The organism is Pseudomonas sp. PS01299 (assembly GCF_029960145.1).
GTDB classification, from domain to species: Bacteria; Pseudomonadota; Gammaproteobacteria; order Pseudomonadales; family Pseudomonadaceae; genus Aquipseudomonas; species Aquipseudomonas putida_A.
In genome coordinates this window covers 1-3,251 of sequence record NZ_JASCPO010000387.1, presented here as the reverse complement: position 1 = coordinate 3,251, position 3,251 = coordinate 1, and the positions used below count along the sequence as shown (strand labels likewise).

3 protein-coding genes are annotated in these 3,251 nt (G+C 63.2%); 2 read left to right on the top strand and 1 reads right to left on the bottom strand.

Annotation, left to right across the window (positions count from 1 at the left end):
* Positions 1–86: 86 nt before the first annotated feature.
* Positions 87–1,106 carry a quinone-dependent dihydroorotate dehydrogenase gene (locus QMX91_RS30050; protein WP_282413829.1) on the bottom strand — a complete coding sequence of 340 codons (1,020 nt, stop codon included), beginning with the start codon at positions 1,104–1,106 and terminating at the stop codon, positions 87–89.
* A 222-nt stretch (positions 1,107–1,328) separates the two neighbouring features.
* Here QMX91_RS30050 and QMX91_RS30045 point away from each other — a divergent pair, with 222 nt between their 5' ends.
* Entirely contained in the window at positions 1,329–2,540 is a 1,212-nt protein-coding gene (locus QMX91_RS30045; protein WP_282413828.1) for a CmpA/NrtA family ABC transporter substrate-binding protein, read from the top strand.
* 15 nt (positions 2,541–2,555) lie between these two features.
* Positions 2,556–3,131: an ANTAR domain-containing protein gene (locus tag QMX91_RS30040; RefSeq protein WP_115985797.1), complete on the top strand. Its 576-nt coding sequence runs from the start codon at positions 2,556–2,558 to the stop codon at positions 3,129–3,131.
* Positions 3,132–3,251 lie beyond the last annotated feature (120 nt).

The window sequence follows — 3,251 nt, the reverse complement described above, 5'->3', positions numbered from 1 at the left end:
GGCTTGCTCGCGAAAGCGTCGTGTCAGCCACCGCAAATGTTGACTGAAACAGCGCTTTCGCGAGCAAGCCCGCTCCCACAATGGGATCAGCGCAAGGCGGCGATCGCGTCTACCGATTCGCGAATCAGCGCCGGGCCTTTGTAGATGAACCCGGAGTAAATCTGCACCAGGCTCGCACCCGCGGTGATCTTCTGCGCCGCATGCTTGCCCTCAGTGATGCCACCCGCCGCGATGATCGGCAACCGACCACCCAGCTCACCAGCCAATACCTTCACGGTATGCGTGCTCTTCTCACGCACGGGAGCGCCGGACAGACCGCCCGCCTCGTCACCGTGCTCCATGCCTTCGACGCCGACGCGACTCAGGGTGGTGTTGGTGGCGATCACTGCGTCCATTCCGGTTTCGATCAGTGCCTGAGCCACCTGCGCCGTTTCTTCGTCGGTCATGTCCGGAGCGATCTTGATCGCCAGCGGTACGTGCTTGCCGTGGCGCAGGGCCAGTTCGGCGCGGCGCGTGGCCAGATCCGCCAGCAACTGCTTGAGCGAATCACCGAACTGCAGACTGCGCAGGCCCGGGGTGTTCGGCGAGCTGACGTTGACCGTGACATAGCTGGCGTGGGCATACACCTTGTCCAGGCAAATCAGATAGTCGTCCACCGCGCGCTCGACCGGAGTGTCGAAGTTCTTGCCGATGTTGATCCCCAGCACGCCCTTGTATTTGGCCGCCGCGACCCGCGCCAGCAGGTTATCCACACCGAGGTTGTTAAAGCCCATGCGGTTGATGATCGCCTCGGCCTCCGGCAGGCGGAAGATCCGTGGTTTCGGGTTGCCCGGCTGCGGACGCGGGGTCACGGTGCCGATTTCGACAAAACCGAAACCCAGTTGCGAGAAACCGTCGATGGCCGCGCCGTTCTTGTCCAGACCAGCCGCCAGACCCACCGGGTTCGGGAAGTCCAGGCCCATGACCGTCACCGGCACGTTCGCCGGCTTCTTGCACAGCATGCCGTTGAGGCCCAAACGCCCACCCGCGCCGATCAGATCCAGCGACAGATCGTGGGAGGTTTCCGGGGAAAGTTTGAACAACAGCTGACGGGCCAGGGTGTACATGGGCGGCGATGACTCGGGCGGCGAAAAGAGGCGGCGATTATAGCCGGGCAACGTCCCCCGGCGCGAGGCACACAGGTAAATCAGCCTGACTGGCATATGCCTTGCACTTTCAGGGTATCAGCCCACAGGCCAATGGCGGCGTGCGGGCACGGACAATGGCGTCGTTCGCAGGTTATGCCTTAGCAAAGCCTGGGACGGCGTTTTTTTTGAGGGTGGCTTTATATGAGTGATTCGTCCGTCGGGCCGTTGGCCTGGGTCAACGGCAGTGATGCCCCGGAAAAAAGCGCGATCAACCTCGGTTTCATGGCCCTGAGCGATTGCGCCTCGGTGGTCGTGGCCGCAACACAGGGCTTTGCCCAGCCCTACGGCCTGACGATCAACCTCAAGCGCCAGGCGTCCTGGGCGACCTTGCGCGACAAACTGGTCAGCGGCGAACTGGATGTGGCCCACAGCCTGTACGGGCTGATTTACGCGGTGCACCTGGGCATCGGTGGCGTGGCGCCGAGCGACATGGCGGTGCTGATGGGCCTGAACCAGAACGGCCAGAGCCTCAACCTGTCTCACGGTTTGCAGCAACTGGGCGTGACCAGTCCTGAAGCGCTGGATCGGCAGGCGCACCAAACCCGCGCAAAACTGACCTTCGCCCAGACCTTTCCCACCGGCACCCATGCGATGTGGCTGTATTACTGGCTGGCGAGTCAGGGCATTCATCCGTTGCAGGACGTCGACAGCGTGGTGGTGCCGCCGCCGCAAATGGTCGCTCACCTGCAAGCCGGGCGCATCGATGGCTTCTGCGTCGGTGAACCGTGGGCGGCCGCCGCCGTGCAGCAGGATCTGGGGTTCACCCTCGCTACCAGCCAGAGCATCTGGCCTGACCACCCGGAAAAAGTCCTTGGCTGCACCCGCGCGTTCGTCGAGCAATACCCCAACACCGCCCGGGCGCTGGTGATGGCGATCCTCGAGGCCAGCCGCTTCATCGAGCAAAACCCGGAAAACCGCCGCAGCACCGCGCAGCTGCTGAGCGCCCCGGAATACCTCGACGCCCCGCTGTCCTGCATCGAACCGCGTTTTCTCGGTGATTACGCCGATGGCCTCGGCAATCGCTGGCAGGACCCGCACGCCTTGCGCTTTCACGGCAACGGCGAGGTGAATCTGCCGTACCTGTCCGACGGCATGTGGTTCATGACCCAATTCCGCCGTTGGGGCCTGTTACGCGAGGATCCCGACTACCTCGCGGTGGCCCGCCAGGTTCAGCAATTGGATATCTATCGCGAAGCGGCCACCGCCGTCGGTGTCGCAGCCTGGGGCAAAGAAATGCGCAGCAGCCAGTTGCTTGATGGCAAAGTCTGGGACGGCAGCGATCCGGCTGGTTACGCCCGCAGTTTCAAGCTGCACGCTCTGAGCGACAGCGCTGCCCTTATCGCCCGCCGCTGACAGGAGACCGCCAATATGCTGCGCATTCTGCTGATCAACGACACCGCGAAAAAAGTCGGGCGCCTGAAGGCCGCGCTGACCGAGGCCGGTTTCGAGGTCATCGATGAGTCCGGTCTGACCATCGACCTGCCGGCCCGCGTCGAGTCGGTGCGCCCGGACGTGATCCTGATCGATACCGAGTCGCCGAGCCGCGATGTCATGGAGCAAGTAGTGCTGGTCAGCCGCGACCAGCCCCGGCCGATCGTGATGTTCACCGACGAACATGACCCGGGGGTGATGCGTCAGGCGATCAAGTCCGGGGTCAGTGCCTACATCGTCGAGGGCATTCACGCCCAGCGCCTCCAGCCGATTCTCGATGTGGCCATGGCGCGCTTCGAAAGCGATCAGGCCTTGCGCGCGCAACTGCTGGCCCGCGACCAGCAACTGGCGGAGCGCAAACGCATCGAACTGGCCAAAGGGTTGCTGATGAAAATGAAGGACTGCAACGAGGAAGAGGCCTACACCCTGATGCGCCGCCAGGCCATGAGTCGCCAGCAGAAGCTGATTCAGGTGGCGGAGCAGATCATTGCCATGAGTGAGTTGCTGGGCTGAAGGCCTGCGCTGGCTTTCCCGGCCCCTTCGCGAGCAAGCCCGCTCCCACATTTGGAACGCAATCTCCTGTGAAGCAGGTCGGGGTTCCACTTTGAAATGCATTCCCTGTGGGAGCGGGCT

Coding starts and splice junctions, on each gene's coding strand:
- QMX91_RS30050 (WP_282413829.1), bottom strand. CDS start 1,106: ATGTACACCCTGGCCCGTCAGCTGTTGTTCAAACTTTCCCCGGAAACC.
- QMX91_RS30045 (WP_282413828.1), top strand. CDS start 1,329: ATGAGTGATTCGTCCGTCGGGCCGTTGGCCTGGGTCAACGGCAGTGAT.
- QMX91_RS30040 (WP_115985797.1), top strand. CDS start 2,556: ATGCTGCGCATTCTGCTGATCAACGACACCGCGAAAAAAGTCGGGCGC.